At 59.9% G+C, this 16,978-nt stretch carries 11 protein-coding genes; all 11 read right to left on the bottom strand.

Annotated features, from left to right (window positions below; genetic code table 11):
- Window positions 1–49 precede the first annotated feature (49 nt).
- Window positions 50–4,225: a DNA-directed RNA polymerase subunit beta gene (gene rpoB / locus ED655_RS04585; RefSeq protein ID WP_122049168.1), complete on the bottom strand. Its 4,176-nt coding sequence runs from the start codon at window positions 4,223–4,225 to the stop codon at window positions 50–52.
- Between the two features lie 238 nt (window positions 4,226–4,463).
- On the bottom strand, window positions 4,464–4,838 hold the full coding sequence (rplL, locus tag ED655_RS04580; protein WP_023979011.1) for a 50S ribosomal protein L7/L12: 375 nt from the start codon (window positions 4,836–4,838) through the stop codon (window positions 4,464–4,466).
- Window positions 4,839–4,916: 78 nt separating this feature from the next.
- The gene (rplJ, locus tag ED655_RS04575; RefSeq protein WP_062165691.1) at window positions 4,917–5,435 is read right to left on the bottom strand and encodes a 50S ribosomal protein L10; all 519 of its coding nucleotides are present in this window, start codon (window positions 5,433–5,435) and stop codon (window positions 4,917–4,919) included.
- Window positions 5,436–5,729: 294 nt separating this feature from the next.
- Window positions 5,730–6,422, bottom strand: a complete 693-nt coding sequence (rplA, locus tag ED655_RS04570; protein WP_023979013.1) for a 50S ribosomal protein L1 — start codon at window positions 6,420–6,422, stop codon at window positions 5,730–5,732.
- Between the two features lie 4 nt (window positions 6,423–6,426).
- Complete coding sequence (gene rplK / locus ED655_RS04565; protein WP_023979014.1) at window positions 6,427–6,861, bottom strand: 50S ribosomal protein L11; 435 nt, start codon at window positions 6,859–6,861, stop codon at window positions 6,427–6,429.
- Between the two features lie 138 nt (window positions 6,862–6,999).
- Complete coding sequence (locus tag ED655_RS04560) at window positions 7,000–8,622, bottom strand: efflux transporter outer membrane subunit (RefSeq protein WP_122049167.1); 1,623 nt, start codon at window positions 8,620–8,622, stop codon at window positions 7,000–7,002.
- Window positions 8,619–9,902, bottom strand: a complete 1,284-nt coding sequence (locus ED655_RS04555; protein ID WP_122049166.1) for an efflux RND transporter periplasmic adaptor subunit — start codon at window positions 9,900–9,902, stop codon at window positions 8,619–8,621. The genes ED655_RS04560 and ED655_RS04555 overlap by 4 nt, the downstream gene beginning before the upstream one ends.
- Window positions 9,899–13,069 carry an efflux RND transporter permease subunit gene (locus ED655_RS04550; RefSeq protein WP_122049165.1) on the bottom strand — a complete coding sequence of 1,057 codons (3,171 nt, stop codon included), beginning with the start codon at window positions 13,067–13,069 and terminating at the stop codon, window positions 9,899–9,901. The genes ED655_RS04555 and ED655_RS04550 overlap by 4 nt, the downstream gene beginning before the upstream one ends.
- A 363-nt stretch (window positions 13,070–13,432) precedes the next feature.
- Window positions 13,433–14,884 carry a sensor histidine kinase gene (locus ED655_RS04545; RefSeq protein WP_240993501.1) on the bottom strand — a complete coding sequence of 484 codons (1,452 nt, stop codon included), beginning with the start codon at window positions 14,882–14,884 and terminating at the stop codon, window positions 13,433–13,435.
- On the bottom strand, window positions 14,871–15,596 hold the full coding sequence (locus ED655_RS04540; RefSeq protein WP_122049164.1) for a response regulator transcription factor: 726 nt from the start codon (window positions 15,594–15,596) through the stop codon (window positions 14,871–14,873). The genes ED655_RS04545 and ED655_RS04540 overlap by 14 nt, the downstream gene beginning before the upstream one ends.
- Window positions 15,597–15,644: 48 nt before the next feature.
- Window positions 15,645–16,877 carry a DNA recombination protein RmuC gene (locus ED655_RS04535; protein ID WP_408735643.1) on the bottom strand — a complete coding sequence of 411 codons (1,233 nt, stop codon included), beginning with the start codon at window positions 16,875–16,877 and terminating at the stop codon, window positions 15,645–15,647.
- Between the last annotated feature and the right edge of the window lie 101 nt (window positions 16,878–16,978).

Genomic DNA, 16,978 nt, shown 5'->3' with positions numbered 1-16,978 from the left:
GCCGCGCCCGCGTTAGCAACAAACACGGAGGAGGCAGAGACAAAGCGCATCAGATTGCGCTCTGCTCCAGATCGACATTCAGGCCGAGCGACTTCAGTTCCTTGATCAGAACGTTGAAGCTCTCGGGGATACCGGCTTCGAAATCGTCCTGCTCACGCACAATGGCCTCATAGACCTTCGTACGGCCGGAAACGTCATCGGACTTGACCGTGAGCATTTCCTGCAGGGTGTAGGCGGCACCGTAAGCTTCAAGAGCCCAGACTTCCATTTCACCGAAGCGCTGGCCACCGAACTGCGCCTTACCACCCAGCGGCTGCTGCGTGACGAGCGAGTACGGACCGATCGAACGGGCATGGATCTTGTCGTCAACAAGGTGATGCAGCTTCAGCATGTAGATGTAGCCGACCGTGGTGCGACGCTCGAAAGCCTCACCCGTACGGCCGTCGATCAGCTGCGACTGACCCGACTTGTCCACACCGGCCTTCACCAGCATGTCCTCGATATCCGGGATCGACGCACCGTCGAACACCGGCGTTGCGATCGGCACGCCCTTGCGGAGGTTACCGGTCAGCTCGAGGAGCTGCTCGTTCGGCAGGGTCGCGATATCGCTTTCGAACACGGCATCGCCATAGACGTCACGCAGGCTCTCAAGCAGTTCGAGCTTGCGCTCACCCGTACGCTGGTAATCATCGGCAATTCTGCCGATGTTCTGGCCGATATTGGCACAGGCCCAGCCCAGATGGGTCTCGAGAATCTGACCGACATTCATGCGCGACGGCACGCCCAGCGGGTTCAGCACGAGATCGACCGGCGTACCATCCTCAAGGAACGGCATGTCCTCAACCGGCACGACGCGCGAGACGACACCCTTGTTACCGTGACGACCGGCCATCTTGTCACCGGGCTGCAGCTTGCGCTTCACAGCCACGAAGACCTTGACCATCTTCATCACGCCCGGCGGCAGCTCGTCACCGCGCTGCAGCTTCTCGACCTTGCTGTCGAAACGGGCCTGAATCTTGCCTACGGCAGCGTCGTATTCGCGGCGCAGCGTTTCCAGCTCGGACATCACGCTGTCATCGCTGACCGTGATGTTGCGCCAGGCGCCACGGGGATGCTCGTCCAGAACCTCGTCGGTGATGACGGTGCCTGCACGGATACCCTTGAAGCCGGCAGCCGCCGTCTGGTTGAGCAGACGCTCACGCAGACGGGCTACGAAGCTGCGCTCCTGGATGGCGCGCTCGTCGTCACGATCCTTGGTCAGACGCTCGATCTCGGCGCGTTCGATCGCCATAGCGCGCTCGTCCTTGTCCACGCCACGGCGTGAGAAGACGCGCACGTCAACGATCGTACCGCTCGTGCCCGGGGGCAGCTTGAGCGAGGTGTCGCGAACGTCGGAAGCCTTTTCACCGAAGATGGCGCGCAGAAGCTTCTCTTCCGGCGTCATCGGGCTCTCGCCCTTCGGTGTAACCTTACCGATCAGGATGTCGCCCGGGTTCACCTCGGCGCCGACATAGACGATACCGGCTTCGTCGAGGTTGCGCAGAGCTTCCTCACCGACATTCGGAATGTCACGGGTGATTTCTTCCTGACCGAGCTTGGTGTCGCGCGCCATGACTTCGAATTCCTCGATATGGATCGAGGTGAACACGTCATCACGGGCAATACGCTCGGAGATGAGGATCGAGTCTTCGAAGTTGTAGCCATTCCAGGGCATGAACGCGACGAGCACGTTGCGGCCCAGAGCCAGTTCACCCAGCTCGGTGGACGGACCGTCAGCAATGATGTCACCGGCATGAACCGTGTCACCCACGCGCACCAGCGGACGCTGATTAATGCAGGTGGACTGGTTCGAGCGCATGTACTTGCGCAGACGATAGATATCGACGCCCTGTGTCGAACCTGCTTCGTCGGTAGCCCGCACGACGATACGCGCACCGTCGATCTGGTCGATCACACCATTGCGCTTGGCAACGATGGTCGCGCCCGAGTCATGGGCCACAGCAGCTTCCATGCCCGTACCGACCAGCGGCGCATCGGCGCGCACCAGCGGCACGGCCTGACGCTGCATGTTCGAGCCCATCAATGCGCGGTTGGCGTCATCGTTCTCAAGGAACGGAATGAGCGCGGCGGCGACCGAAACAAGCTGCTTGGGCGACACGTCGCAGGCCGTGACCTGCTCGGGCGGCACAAGGCGGAAGTCACCCGAACGACGGACAGAAACGAGTTCGTCGGTCAGACGGCCCGTGCTCTTGTCCTGCGCGGCATCAGCCTGGGCAACGATCAGCTTGTCCTCTTCCATGGCGGAGAGGTATTTCCAGCCGGCCTGCAGCACACCATCCTGAACGAGGCGGTAAGGCGTCTCGATGAAGCCGTACTTGTTCACCTTCGCATAGGTCGAGAGCGAGTTGATCAGACCGATATTCGGCCCTTCAGGCGTCTCAATCGGGCAGATACGACCGTAATGCGTCGGATGAACGTCACGGACTTCGAAGCCAGCGCGCTCACGGGTCAGACCGCCCGGACCAAGCGCCGAAAGACGACGCTTATGCGTGACTTCGGAGAGCGGGTTGGTCTGGTCCATGAACTGGCTGAGCTGCGACGAGCCAAAAAACTCACGTACGGCAGCAGCAGCAGGCTTGGCGTTGATCAGGTCATGCGGCATGACCGTATCGACATCAACCGAACCCATACGCTCGCGAATGGCGCGCTCCATGCGGAGCAGGCCGACGCGATACTGATTTTCCATCAGCTCGCCGACGGAGCGGACACGACGGTTACCGAGATTGTCGATATCGTCGATCTGGCCGCGGCCATCCTTGAGCTCGCACATGATCTTGACGGTACGCAGGATGTCTTCCTTGCGCAGCACGCGCATGGTGTCCGGTGCATCGACTTCAAGACGCATGTTCATCTTGACGCGACCCACGGCCGAGAGGTCGTAGCGGTCAGCATCGAAGAACAGGCCCTGGAACATGGCTTCTGCCGTTTCCGGGGTCGGCGGCTCACCGGGGCGCATGATGCGATAAATATCGATCAGCGCTTCATCGCGGCGGTTGTTCTTGTCCACGGCGAGCGTGTTGCGAATCCAGGGGCCATGCGAGGAGTCGACGGCAAGCATCGGCAGCTCGGTGACGCCCGATTCCTCGAGCGCTTCGAGGCGCGCTTCGGTCAGCTCTTCGCCGGCCTCGGCGTAGATCTCGCCGGTGTTCTCGTTGACGAGATCCTGCGCGATGAAGCGGCCCAGCAGATCGGCGCGACCAACGAGCACGTCCTTGGTCGTTTCCGCGATCTTGCGGCACATGCGCGCGGTCAGCTTGGCGTCGGCCTCGGCCACCACTTCGCCGGTATCGGCGTCGTAAAGCGGCTCAAGCAGCTTCATGCCACGGAAAGCTTCGGGGTCGAACGGACGCGCCCAGCCCTTCGGCATGCGTGTGAACGGCACGGTGCCGTAGAAATAGGCCAGGATTTCGTCCTGATCCATGCCACGGATGCCAAGCGCCTCGACATCACCACCCTCGGCAGCCTTGGCAGCGCGGGCAGCGATGGAGTGCTCGCCCTCAAGGGCATAGAGCAGGGTCGTGACCGGCAGCTTGCGCTTGCGGTCGATACGCACATAGATCAGGTCCTTGGCGTCGAATTCGAAATCGAGCCATGAACCACGGTACGGAATGACGCGGGCAGCGAAGAGATACTTGCCGGAAGAATGTGTCTTGCCCTTGTCGTGATCGAAGAACACGCCGGGGCTGCGATGCATCTGGCTGACAATGACGCGCTCGGTGCCATTGATGATGAACGTGCCGTTATCGGTCATGAGCGGCATGTCGCCCATGTAAACCGGCTGCTCCTTGATATCGCGGATCGAGCGCGAGCCCGTATCCTCGTCCACATCCCAGACGATCAGACGCAGAATGACCTTCAGCGGCGCGGCAAAGGTCAGCCCGCGCTGGATGCATTCCTCGACATCATATTTCGGCTCTTCGAGTTCATAGGAAACGAACTCGAGACGGCCACGTCCCGCAAAATCGTTGATCGGGAAAACCGACCGGAACACTTCCTGAAGACCCGTCTGCTGACGGCTGTCAGGCGCCACGTTCATCTGAAGGAACGTCTCATAGCTTGCGCGCTGCACGTCAATCAGGTTGGGCATCGGCGCCACTTCGGGGATCCGCCCGAAGCTCTTGCGAATCCGCTTGCGTCCTGTGAACGATTTGGTGATTGCGTTCATCTATCCCTGCCCTCTCGCACCAGACCTTCGGGTCGTCCACATGCCAGGAGACCTGTCATGGCGGGCGACCGGAACGACCGGTACCGTGAATTCAAATTGTTGTTGCGTGACAACCGGCCCTTATACAGGGTTTGTCCGCAACGGCAAATCGGGCGGAAACCCGAAAGGATTTCCGCCCTGACCTGTCTCAATCCACAACCGGCCCCGCCCGAAGGCGAAGCGCGGTCCGTGGGCTTGATTACTTGACTTCGACCTTGGCGCCGTTGTCTTCGAGCAGCTTCTTGATCTTGGCTGCCTCGTCCTTGGAAACGCCTTCCTTGACGGTCTTCGGTGCGCCTTCGACCAGGTCCTTGGCTTCCTTCAGACCCAGACCCGTGATGCCACGGATTTCCTTGATCACGTTGATCTTCTTGTCGCCGGCTTCGGCGAGGATCACGGTGAACTCGGTCTGCTCTTCAGCAGGAGCAGCGGCAGCGGCCGGGCCAGCAGCAGCAACGGCAACCGGAGCAGCAGCGGAAACGCCCCACTTCTCTTCGAGCAGCTTCGAGAGTTCAGCAGCTTCGAGAACGGTCAGAGCGGACAGTTCGTCAACGATTTTGTTCAGATCGGCCATGATGATGGTCCTATATGGTAACTGGTTTTCGATTCACAACCCGCGCTCCTAAAGAGGAGCGGTGCTGCGTAAGACAATTCAGGCGGCTTCGCCGGTCTTGGCATAGGCGCCGAAAACGCGAGCAAGCTGGCCGGCCGGAGCCTGGACAACGCCTGCGATACGCGTAGCGGGGGTAGAAATCATACCCACCAGCTGCGCACGCAGTTCGTCCAGCGACGGCAGTGCGGCAAGAGCCTTGACACCATTCGCATCAAGCGTCTGGCTACCAAGGGCGCCACCGAGCACCACAAGCTTCTCATTCGTCTTGGCGAACTCGACGATCGCCTTCGCGACTGCAACCGGATCCTCAGACCACGCAAGCGCGGTCGGGCCCTTCAGCAGCGGAAGAATCCCGTCGAATTGGGTCCCATGCAGAGCGAGGCTGGCCAGCCGGTTTTTCGCAACCTTGTACGTCGCACCCGCCGCACGAACGCGTCGACGCAGCTCCGTCACATCAGCTACCGTGAGACCTTTGTTTTCGGTCACGACAACCATGGACGTGCTGTTGAACACGTTGGCGAGGAATTCGACGAAGGCCCGTTTTTCCTGACGGTCCAAATCCATTCTCCTCGTCAGTCCGGAAACCTTGGCTTCCAGACCGGGTTACCCATGGCACTTCCCCGCAATTGGAAAAGTACCGCTCGCCTGTCCATTCAATCGGAACCCAGCATTCCGGCAGGTTGCCCCACCCTTGTCTGCTGGCGCCCCGTCTCCCGCTCGCGGATCTCTCTCAAGATCCCTTAGACTGCCCCTTGGAACAGCACGCCCGGTCTCGGACAGGTTCGGAAGCGGGGGAATTTCCCCCGCCCCTGCGCCGCCGCACGGTCAGACCGCGCGGCGTCATCTCTCAAATCAGGCCGTGAACGACGCCACGTCGACGCGTACGCCCGGACCCATCGTGGAAGACAGGGCTGCCTTCTTCAGATAGGTGCCCTTGGCGCCAGTCGGACGAGCCTTCTGGACGGCATCGACCAGAGCCTTGATGTTCTCGACCAGCTTGTCTTCACCGAAGGAAGCCTTGCCGATACCGGCATGGATGATACCGGCCTTCTCGGCGCGGTACTCGACCTGGCCGGACTTGGCTGCCTGAACGGCACCCTTCACGTCCATGGTCACTGTGCCCAGACGGGGGTTCGGCATCAGGCCACGCGGGCCGAGGATCTTACCCAGACGACCGACCAGCGCCATCATGTCCGGGGTCGCAATGCAGCGATCGAACTCGATTTCACCGTTCTGGATCTTCTCGGCCAGATCTTCTGCACCAACGACTTCCGCACCGGCTGCCGTGGCTTCTTCAGCCTTCGGGCCGCGGGCGAACACGCCTACGCGCAGGGTCTTGCCCGTGCCGTTCGGCAGCGAGATCAGACCACGAACCATCTGGTCAGCGTGGCGAGGATCGATGCCGAGGTTCAGCGAGATTTCGATGGTCTCGTCGAACTTGGCCTTGGCGTTACCCTTGACCAGGGCAACAGCTGCGGACAGGTCGTACTGCTTGTCGGTGTCAACCGTCGCGCGGGCGGCGTTCAGCCTCTTGTTCTTGGCCATAGGATCAGCCCTCCACCACGTTCAGACCCATCGACTTGGCCGAACCGGCCAGCATGCGCACAGCGCCGTCGATGTCATTCGCGTTCATGTCCTTGAACTTCTCTGCAGCGATCTCGCGCAGCTGCGCGGTCGTGACAGAACCAACAGCGGCAGCCTTGCCGACTGTCTGACTGCCCTTGGAGACCTTTGCGGCCTTGAGCAGGAAGTAGGTGTTCGGCGGGGTCTTGGTGACGAAGCTGAACGTACGATCCGCATAGGCCGTGATAACGACCGGGATCGGCATGCCAGGCTCGAGGGTCTGCGTCTTGGCGTTGAACTCCTTGCAGAACTGCATGATGTTCAGGCCGCGCTGACCCAGGGCCGGACCAACTGGCGGCGACGGATTCGCCTTGCCTGCCGGGATCTGCAACTTGATGTAGCCAACGACTTTTTTGGCCATATCCGGGACTCCTTGATGGTTTGCCCGAACCGCGGTTCCAGTGAGGCGTTTGCGATCTCGCGACCGCTCATGCCTCTCCCGCGTTCCGAATGGGAGCGGCCCCTTAACGCCCCGCGGTCGGGGCTGTCAAGTCTTTCGTCATCGCGTGGTGCCCGTTGCCGACAGGGGAGTCACCGCCGGAACGGCGGGTGTCGCACCGGTCAGGTTCACATCGCTGGCGCTGTTGCGCGTATCCACATCGCCTGCGGGTCGCGGGTGATGCAGCCCGTCATATTGCAGCACACCGAACGGGTCGATGGACTTGACCGAAGGCAGGGCCGAACGATCCCAACCACCGCCAAGCGCCTTGATAAGGCGGACACTGGCCTGAAGCTGAATGGTCTGGGCCTGAACCGCATCAATACGCGCCACAAGGGCAGCCTGCTGCGCCACAACCACGTCAAGATAATTGGTCAGCCCGCCCGTGTAGAGCGCCATGGTCATGCGCTGCGTCCGCAACGCTGCGTCCACCGCGGCATATTGCTGCTTCTGCTGGTCAGCAAAGGCGCTTGTCTGCGAGAGGCCGTCTTCCACATCCTGAAAAGCGGACAGCACGGTAGAGCGATAATGATCGGCACTTTCGCGATACTGGGCCCAGGCACGCTGCAAGGCCGCACGACGCAAGCCCCCGGTAAACAGCGGCTCCACGGCCTGCACGCCGTAACTCCACATCGAGTTACCAAGGCTTGCGAGGTCGAAACCATTGTTCATGAAGCCACCATTCAGGCTGAAGGTGACATCCGGGTAGAACGCGGCCCGCGCAACGCCAATGGCGCGGCTATTGGCTGCGAGATTGCGCTCGGCAGAGGCAATATCAGGGCGGCGCTCCAGAAGCTGCGAGGGCAAGCCGCTCGGGATACGCAGGATGGAATACGGCAGAACCTGCTTGTTGGTCGGGGCGATCTGGAAGCTGCCCGGAACTGTGTTCACCATCACCGCTATGGCGTGTTCCAGCACCTGACGCTGGGCACGCACATGGCTCTGCGAGGCCATCGTGGCGTAGAGCTGGTTCTCGGCTCGGGAGACGTCGAGCCCCGCCGCAATTGCTCCGGCCTGACGAAGCTGGGTGATCTTTACCGCAGTCTGGTAATAACGAATCGAGTCGTCATACACGGCATACTGGGCATCCAGCCCGCGCAACCCGAGATAATTCGATGCCAGCTCCGCCTCGAGCATCAGGCGCAGATTAGCGTAGTCGGCCGCACTGGCCTGCGCCATGTTTTTTTGCATACGTGTGGAATTGCGGATGCGGCTGAAGAAATCAGGCTCCCATGTCGCGGCACCGCTATAGAACACGCTCGATTCGGTTGTCGGCGAATTGGCATTGGCCCCGCGCCACAGACGGGTGAGCGACGTCTTGTTGTTCGACATCCCCGCTGAGCCATTGAGCTGTGGCGCCAGTTGCGCCTCTGTCTCCCGCGCAATGTCGCGTGACTGCGTGAACACCTCCGCCTGAGCCTGCAGGTCAGGATTGGAGGCCAGCATCTTTTCCTCAAGGGCGTTCAGCTGGGGGTCATGAAAGACCTCCCACCATTTACCCTTGGGCACATCGTCGGCCGGCTTGGCGTCCACCAGAACGCCCTTCCCTTTCCATCCATCGGGATAGATGAATTTCGGGGCCTGGTAGTGCGGCGCAAGATCGCAGCCGGAAAGCAGGGCGAGGCTGAAAACCGCGCTAGCAGCACTGCCACGCAAGGCGCGGCGCCTGGATCCTGCCCTCATCGACGCGCCCCGTTCTCGTTGGTGCCACCATCGTCATCTTCCGGAACCGGCTGATGCGGCGCAGGGGCCACGTTCTTGCGCGGTGCGGCTGTCGCATCGTTATAGCCGCGCGTTGCAGGCACTACCTTCACCTCGTCACCTTCGAGCATATCCGCCGTGGGATTGGCCACGATCTGGTCCTTGGCTGCAATGCCGCCAAGGATCTGGATCGTCATGCCATAGTTGATGCCCGTTTTCACGTCGATCAGATGAATACGGTTATCGACCACCGTGGCGAGCTGCGTGCCCTGAGCGCGAAAGATCAGCGCATTGACCGGCACGATCAGGACACCGGGCTCGCCGGGAGCGGTGAAATGGGCGGTAGCGTAGGAATCCGGCCAGAGCGACCCGTCCTTGTTATCAAGCTCGAGCTCGGTGGTGACCGTTCGCGTCGAGGCATTGAAGGCCTGCGCAGTGGCCAGGAAGCTTGCATCGTAAACGCGACCGGGGAATTGCGGCAGGGTGAGCTTGGCCGCGAGCTTGTCGGAAATCACAGCTGCATAATCCTGCGGCACCGACACGAAAACACGCATGCGATGCGTATCTGCCACTGTAAAGAGCTCGGATGCACTTCCGCGGGAGTTCAGATCACCGCCGCCTGCATTCACGTAATCGCCCACATTCACCAGACGTGACGTTACGATACCGTCGAACGGTGCCACGATGCGCTTGAAGTTTTCCAGAGCCTCAAAGCGCTCGACCTCGTGCTGTGCCTGATCGACCTGCGCTTTCTGTGCCGCCGCGTTGGCAGCCTGCACATCCACTTCCTGACGCGACACGGCCTGGGTGTCACGTAGATCAGCCCAGCGCTTGGCTGTGATCACGGCCAGTTTGTAGCGGGCCAGAACCACGTTGTAATTCGCCTTGGCGGCCTCGTACTGGGCATCAAGGCTTGGCGTGCTGATCTCGGCCAGCAGGTCGCCCGATTTCACATGCGCGCCGTAGTCCTTGTACCACATCTTCACGTAGCCAGAGACCTGCGCATAGATCGGCGCCTGATACCAGGCGGCCAGATTGGCTGGCAGATCCAGATGCCGCTCGGCCGGGCCGGCCTGCGGGTTGATCAGACTGACACGCGCCCGGGCATTGTCGTCTGCCTCCTCGCGCAGGGTGCCGTAATGCATCGAACGCTCGACGATTCCCCAGACGGCCAGAAGAACGGCAACCCCCAGAACGATGAGAATGATCAGGCGGCCCCGCTTGCGGTTCGGCTCGGCACCTTGTTTTGGGTGCTGGGTCATGCGTGGGCTCCCTCATCTCCGCGTTCACGCGGCTTTCTGTAATGGACAATGGCAAAAACACAGGGGACGAACAGGAGTGTCGCCGCCGTCGCCACCAGCAGGCCACCGATCACGGCCTTGCCGATCGGGGCATTGTCGGAATTGCTTATGGACATCGGCACCATACCGATAATCATGGCCAGCGCTGTCATCAGCACAGGGCGGATACGCTCATAACCTGCTTCGAGCGCCGCCTTGAGCGCATCACCATGGATCTCCATCCGCTCACGCGCGAAGGAGATGACAAGAATGGCGTTGGCCGTGGCTGTACCCATGCACATGATGGCGCCCGTCAAGGCGGGTACCGAAAGCGAGGTATGGGTCAGGAACAGGCTCCAGGCGATACCACCCAGCGCTCCGGGAAGCGCTGTGATGATCACGAACGGATCCAGCCAGGACTGGAAGTTCACAACGATGATCAGATAGACGAGCGTGATCGACATCGCGAGGCCGACGATCAGCTGCGAATACGCATCCGTCATCGTCACCGCCTGACCACGAACCACCAGATGCGAGCCGCGCGGCAGCTCCGAACGCATCGAGTCCGCAACGCGCTGTACGGATTTGGCCACAGTACCAAGATCGATATTTTCGTTGGCTGCGTAGATATCGAACACCGGCATGATGTTATAGTGCGCAACCTCCGCCGGGGTGCCTGTCTGCTCGATTTCGGACAAGGCGCCCAGAAGCTGGGGCTGGGCATTTGTCGGGTTGCCGTCACCGCGGTCAATCGGCACGGTCTTGAGATCATTGAGCGTCTGCAGATAATTCGCGGGCGTCTGCACGTCGATCAACTGGGCGACGCCTGAACTGTTCAGGAAGTACACCTGCCCGACCTGCGCCGAGCCCGAGAGCACGACGAGCGCGTTCTGGGCGATATCCTGCTCGGTAATACCGGTGCCCAGAGCAAAGCTCCGCTTCGCGTTGATGCTGAGCGTAGGCTGCGTCATAGGCTGCTGGATCGAGACATCGGTGATGCCCGGTATCGTGGCCAGCTTGCGGCGCAACTTTTTGGCAAAGGCGAAATTGCCGTAAAGGTCACGGCCCACAACCTGCACGTCCAGCGGGGCTGGCAAGCCAAAATTTAGGATCTTGGCCGTGAGGTCGGCAGGCTGGAACGTGATCTGTGTGCCGGGGAAGGCCTCGATCAGGCCCGCACGTATCTTGCGACGGTACTCGGCGGTCGGGCTCTCGTCATTCTTGAGCGAGACGGTGATATCGCAGTCTTCGGTCCCTACGGTGGGGGTCGGGATGAAGGCCTGGTTCAGCTGCGAGAACGGCAGGCCGCAATTATTCAGCACGGCGTCGATCTGCCCGGGCAGGATCTCGTGCATCTTCTTCTCGATCAGCACGGAAATCTTGCCGGATTCCTCCAGACGCGTCCCGATGGGGGCACGCATATGAAGCTGCAGTGTGCCGGACTTGATTTCAGGGAAGAAATCCTCACCCACGAAGTAGTAGAGCCCGGTGGACAGGATCGACACGCCCATAAAGAACGGGACGAACTTCACACGCTCCTCGATCAGACCGGCAAGCACAATCTTGTAGCGCTCGCGAAAGCGAAAGAACCCGCTTTCGAAGCCACGCTGGAAGCGGCCGAAAAACCCCGGCTCCTTGCCGTCATCACCATGCTCATGCGCAGCGACCTGCGCCGCCAGCATCCAGTTGGCCATGGTCGGCACCAGCGTTCGCGACAGGATAAATGACGCGATCATGGCGAAGATGATGGCCTCGGCCATCGGCATGAACAGCCAACCCGCGACGCCTGTCAGTTCGAAAAGCGGGAGCCACACAATGCAGATACAGGTTGTCGAAACGAAAGTCGGGACCACGATCTGATTGGCCGCATCAATGATGGCCATTTCCAGATCCTTGCCCATCTCGAGATGGGCATCGATATTCTCGATCATGACGGTCGCATCATCGACGAGAATACCCACCGCCAATGCAAGACCGCCAAGCGTCATCACATTGATGGACTGACCCGCAAGACTCAGCCCGATGACCGAGCAAAGAATGGCGAGAGGGATAGAGGTCGCGACAATCAGGGTGGAACGCCATGACCCAAGGAAGAGCAACACGGCAAGAGAGGTCAGAAGCGCGGCGATGATCATCTCGCGCACTACGTCCTCGACCGAATCCTTCACGAAACCGGAGGCGTCGGTCAGGATCTTGATGCTCGTTCCCTTGGGTAGTGTATCGATAACCTGAGGCAGCAGTTTTTTGACGCCTGCCACCACATCGAGTGTCGAGGCATCGCCGCTTTTCATGATGACCATCATGACGGCCTGACGGCCCTTCACCAGCACCATATTGGCCTGTGGCGGGCCACCGCGATGCACGTAAGCCACATCACGCAGATAGACGACTGAATTGCCAACCTGCTTCAGCGGCAGGTTGTTGAAGGTCTCCACCTCGCGGGGCTGCGCATTGGTCCGCACCATGTAGTCGAACGGCCCGATACGCTGATCGCCCGCTGGCAGCACGATGTTCTGCTTGTTCAGCGCCGTACTGACGTCCACCGCGGACAGGTTATGCGCCATCAGCTTGGAGGGATCGATATCGACGGTGATGTAGGGCGCCAGACCACCATAGGGATTGGGTATCGAGACGCCGGGTACGGAAACGAGTTGCGGCCGGATCAGGTTGGATGCCATGTTGTACAATTCGGAGCCATTGAGCTTGTCCGAATTGATCTGCAACGTCAGCACCGGCACCGAGGAGGCGTTATAGGCCAGAATCAGCGGTGGCGTCGCCCCGGTGGGCAACTGCTTGATAACCGTCTGTGAGACCGAGGTGATCTGGGTCTGGGCCACCGAGGTATCGGTACCGGGCTGGAAATAGACCTTGACGATACCGCGGCCGTAATAGGAGCCACTCTCGATGTGCTCGATATTATTGACCGTCGTGGTCAGGGTTCGCTCGTAATAATAGACGACACGCCCCGACATATCCTCCGGCATCAGGCCCAGATAGGACCAGACGATCGCCACAACCGGGATATTGATGTTCGGAAAAACGTCTGTCGGCGTCTTGAGAACCGAACGGACACCGAAAATGACGATGAAGATGGACAGGACAACGAAGGTATAGGGCCGCTTGAGTGCGGTGATGACAACCTGATTCATGCAGTCGCCCCATAACGCAGTATGGAGACCGCCCCTCGCCTGTGCTGATCACCCGGCATGAGGAGTCCCCATCCGTTTCCCGATATCATCAAGGAGATTCCTTTTCCTGTTACGGCCAGAAATACAAATACCCCGGGGGGCGACAAGGAAAATTCCTTTTAAGTTCCGTTCTGGAACAACCTTTCACGTGACTGTCACAGAGCATGGTCAATGATAGTACGCCTGCGCCAGCATGGATGTGTCACCCCGCGCCTTAAAGGTTTTTCCCTAAGGGGAGCCTAATCATGACGTGCCTGGTCATGGCGTGGCGTGCTTTCGCCAATGCCCTCAGCAATCGGTCCTGCAGCGAAAGCGCAGATATTGTCAGGCAGATTCAGACGGCTCTGAGACCTGAAACACCATCTCGAAGGCACACCCTGGGCGATCAGCTGTCCCGTCACCATCCGCAATCGCAAGATCGATTCCATGCAACCTCAATATAGCCATGACAAGACTGAGCCCCAGACCGCTACCCGGCACATGACGACTTTTGTCAGAACGATAAAAACGTCCCAGAACAGCCTCTCGTTCCGCTTCCGGAATACCAATGCCAGTATCGGCCACACGCAGACGGATAACCCCAGGTGCCGGCGAGGCTGAGATCGTGACGCACCCGCCAGCAGGCGTGAATTTCATCGCGTTGTCGAGCAGATTGGCCAGAACCTCCACAAGCAGGTCGCGATCACCAAAGGTAATCATCGGGTCAAACGCACATTCGCCGGAGCGCAATGAAGACGAGGATGGGATTGATGGCTGAACCGCGTTGGTGAGTGTCAGACCGTTGGTTTCTGCAATTGGCTCATAGAGATCAACGATATCGGCCACGAGATCCGCCAAATTGACGAGCGCAAAACCTGCGCGACGCCGGCCATTCTCGATCTCGCCAATACGCAAGAGAGCCGTGATGACTGAAAAGCACTGGTCCAGATCCTGCGTTGCGCGCTCGATCACCGAGTTCAGATAATCAGCGTCGTGTGGGCTCGACGTCGCGCGCTCAAGTCTCGCCCGAACGCGCGTCAGCGGCGTGCGCAGGTCATGGGCAATGTCGTTACCGACATCGCGTATCTCATCCATCAGATATTCAAGACGGTCGAGCATCCGGTTGACCGAACCGGCCAGACGTTCAAGCTCGTCGCGCTCGCGCGCTGCGGGCAGCCGCTCATGCACATCGCCCTGCATGATGCGATCAATGGCCTCGTGCATGGTCTTGACGCGGGCCAGCGCCCGATGGCTGAGCACGACACCTGTCAGCAGCGCAAACATGACAACCGGAAAGACCGACAGCAGGGCGCCACGCCGTATCATGTAGTGAAGTTCGGAGAGCAGATGCAGCGAATGAGCCAGCACCAGTATGCGGCCGCCCGGCACCTTGACCGCCAGAAAACGCATCTCGTAGGGCGCGTCATCTGTGGGTGAGAGCGTCAGGCGGTGAACCTTGCCATCCACCTCCAGCCCCTCGGGCCAGGCTTTCAGATCGCCTGCAATATGATGATAATGGCCATCGAACAGACCAACCCAGTTGATCACCACGCGCAACTCGTTGCTGGCGCGTTCGCGAACCTGATATTCGAGCCGCTCCGGCGTTTCCTGCACCAGAACCTCAGCCTCGCGATGCAGGATACCGCTCGACCGCTCAGCCTCGAAATGCGTCATCTGCACGAAAAGCAGGACGAATTGCAGCACCATGCCGCCAATGATGGCGGCCACGAAAGCCAGCGTCAGGCGGAAGGTCGCCGTGCGAAAAACGCCGAAGCGTGGATTGTCAGAGAGCGACACGCAGCATGAACCCCGATCCCCTGATGCTGTGGATCAGCGGTGTCTCACCGGTGGCATCGACCTTGCGACGCAGCTTGCCGATATGCACGTCAACCAGATTGGTCTGGGGAATGAACCGGTAGTTCCAGACATCCTCCAGCAGCATGGTGCGGGTGAGCACCTGGTTAGGCCTGCGCATCAGATATTCCAGAAGACGGAACTCGCGGGGCAGCAACTCGATATCGCGCCCCTCGCGGGTCACGGTGCGGTCGATCAGGTCCATATCCAGTGGCCCGACACGCAGCATTGTCGCGCGCGTGTCATTGGGGCGCCTCAGCAGGGCCTCGATACGTGCCACGAGTTCATCCATGGCGAAAGGCTTGGTAAGGTAATCATCGCCACCGGCCTTGAGACCGGTCACACGATCATCCACCGCCGAGAGCGCCGACAGAACAAGCACAGGTGCGTGGATATTCTGGTTGCGAAGCTTCTCGATAACAGAAAGCCCGTCGAGCAGGGGCAACATGCGATCAAGAACCAGCAGATCATAGGCGTCGCTCGTTGCCGCTTCGAGTCCGGCCTGACCGGTGGAAACATGCGAGACTGCAAACCCACGCGCCGCCAGCTCCTCAACAACTTCCCTCGCAAGCGTGTCATCATCCTCAACAAACAGGATGCGGGCTTTTGACGACAGATCTGGCAAAGCAGAAGAGAGACTATGATCCGGTTTCATGATGTCATTTCTGCCTAATCCTGCCCCGCTTCGATAGTAAAATTCAGCTTAAAGCTCATCCAGTGTTTCAAGGTCGTCACCCGGCCCCTGCCCGTCAAGCCCACGAAGCTTGCGCCCCAGAACACGGGTGCGCCGCCTTGCTTCATCAATCGTATTGCTCATGGCACCCGCGCCACGTGAGAGTTTTTCAAGCACGCCGTCCATGCGCAGCATTTCCTGCCGGGTGAGCCCCAGAAGCCTTGCGATGGCGTCCGTGCGTTCCTCCAGCGCCAATGTCACATATCCGAGATGGACTGTACGCAGCAGGGCGGGAATGAGGGAAGGCCCCATGATGATAACGCGGTGCACACGCCCAACCTCGTCGATCAGCCCCGGTATACGCGCAACCTCCATGTAGAGCCCGTCTGTTGGCAGATAGAGCACGGCAAACTCGACGGTAAGCGGCGGGTGGATATATTTCTCGGCAATCTTGCGGGCCTCAAGGCGCACCGCATTGTCGAGGGCGCGGCGCGCGATACGCTCTGCCGCCTGATCGGCGCGATCCACCGCATCAATCAGACGCTCATAGGCTTCGGTGGGGAATTTGCTGTCGATGGCAAGGCGCGGCGGCGTGGCGCTGCGCACCGGCATGCGAAGGGCAAACTCCACAACTTCACCACCATCACCAATCCGGTAGTTACTGTCGTAGGATTCCGCGGGCAGAATATCATCAAGTATCGCGCGCAGCTGAGCTTCCCCCCAACCCCCACGCGTCTTGACGTTGCCAAACAGCCTTTTCAGATCGCCAATCTGGGCTGTCACGGCGGAGACTTCGCCAATGGCCTTCTGCATGGCTGAAAACTGCTCGACAACGCGCTGAAACGAGGTCTGCATCTGTTTTTCGACGGTAACGTGCAACTGCTCGCTGACTGAGGCCCGGATCTGGGCGAGCTGCTCTGCATTTTCGCGCATCATGTCACGCAGCATTTGACCCTGAGCAAGCCTTGTTTCGGCAAGCTCCTGACCGAGGCGATGACTCAACCCGGCCAGACGATCGCTCATATCGCTGCGTTGCTGTTCGAGACGCGCAGACAAGACCCGCTCGGTCTCGATCAGGGCACTACGATGGAATTCGCTGTCGCTGCCACGTTCTGCTGCGTCACGCTCAAGCAGCACGTAGATGCGTGAGAGAAGATCCCTGTCGGTCCCACGGCGCGAGAGCCGTGACCACAGAAACACCGAGACAGCCAGGGCGATGACAGCCACCAGCCAGGGGAAAAAACTGAAAAAATCCTGCGACAAATCCGGCTCCGCTTTACCTCTCCTCTATAGGAACAAAATAGGAATAGCGGAAGGTGTTTCGCTGCAAGCCTTTCTGCCTCAGCCTGCAGCGGCCAGATTGA

This window comes from Asaia bogorensis (assembly GCF_900465345.1).
Taxonomy (GTDB): domain Bacteria; phylum Pseudomonadota; class Alphaproteobacteria; order Acetobacterales; family Acetobacteraceae; genus Asaia; species Asaia bogorensis_A.
Note: the sequence above shows the minus strand (reverse complement) of the source record. Positions and strands in the feature narration are given on the sequence as shown.

Excerpts from the sequence above, each read along its gene's own strand:
- ED655_RS04540 (WP_122049164.1), bottom strand. The coding sequence starts at position 15,596 with ATGAAACCGGATCATAGTCTCTCTTCTGCTTTGCCAGATCTGTCGTCA.
- rplK (WP_023979014.1), bottom strand. The coding sequence starts at position 6,861 with ATGGCCAAAAAAGTCGTTGGCTACATCAAGTTGCAGATCCCGGCAGGC.
- ED655_RS04560 (WP_122049167.1), bottom strand. The coding sequence starts at position 8,622 with ATGAGGGCAGGATCCAGGCGCCGCGCCTTGCGTGGCAGTGCTGCTAGC.
- rplL (WP_023979011.1), bottom strand. The coding sequence starts at position 4,838 with ATGGCCGATCTGAACAAAATCGTTGACGAACTGTCCGCTCTGACCGTT.
- rplA (WP_023979013.1), bottom strand. The coding sequence starts at position 6,422 with ATGGCCAAGAACAAGAGGCTGAACGCCGCCCGCGCGACGGTTGACACC.
- rpoB (WP_122049168.1), bottom strand. The coding sequence starts at position 4,225 with ATGAACGCAATCACCAAATCGTTCACAGGACGCAAGCGGATTCGCAAG.
- ED655_RS04555 (WP_122049166.1), bottom strand. The coding sequence starts at position 9,902 with ATGACCCAGCACCCAAAACAAGGTGCCGAGCCGAACCGCAAGCGGGGC.
- ED655_RS04550 (WP_122049165.1), bottom strand. The coding sequence starts at position 13,069 with ATGAATCAGGTTGTCATCACCGCACTCAAGCGGCCCTATACCTTCGTT.